The 380-nt window shown below is 54.7% G+C and carries 1 pseudogene; it reads left to right on the forward strand.

Annotation, left to right across the window (positions count from 1 at the left end):
* Window positions 1–380: pseudogene (locus tag LU493_RS19740) on the forward strand (hypothetical protein); the annotation flags it as partial.

A 380-nucleotide genomic window follows, 5' to 3' on the forward strand; every position in this document is an offset into this window, starting at 1 on the left:
CGCAGCGAACTGTTGCCGGTCCTGAACTTTGTCACCATGCCGGGATTGGTGGGGCCGATTCTGGGCCCGGTACTCGGCGGGGTATTTGTGACCTGGGCCAGCTGGCATTGGATTTTCCTGATAAACATTCCGATCGGCGTAATTGGCATTCTGTACGCCCGTAAATACATGCCAAATTTCACAACGCCGCGCCGACGCTTCGATATAGGCGGTTTTCTGTTATTTGGCTTAAGTCTGGTGTTATTTTCCAGCGGTATTGAACTGTTTGGGGAAAAAATCGTGGCGACATGGCAGGCGCTGGCCGTGATTGCCGTCAGTCTGTTACTGCTCGTGGCCTATGTGCGTCACGCGCGTCGCCATCCGACGCCGCTTATCTCGCT

The organism is Halomonas elongata (assembly GCF_029081005.1).
Taxonomy (GTDB): Bacteria; Pseudomonadota; Gammaproteobacteria; order Pseudomonadales; family Halomonadaceae; genus Halomonas; species Halomonas elongata_B.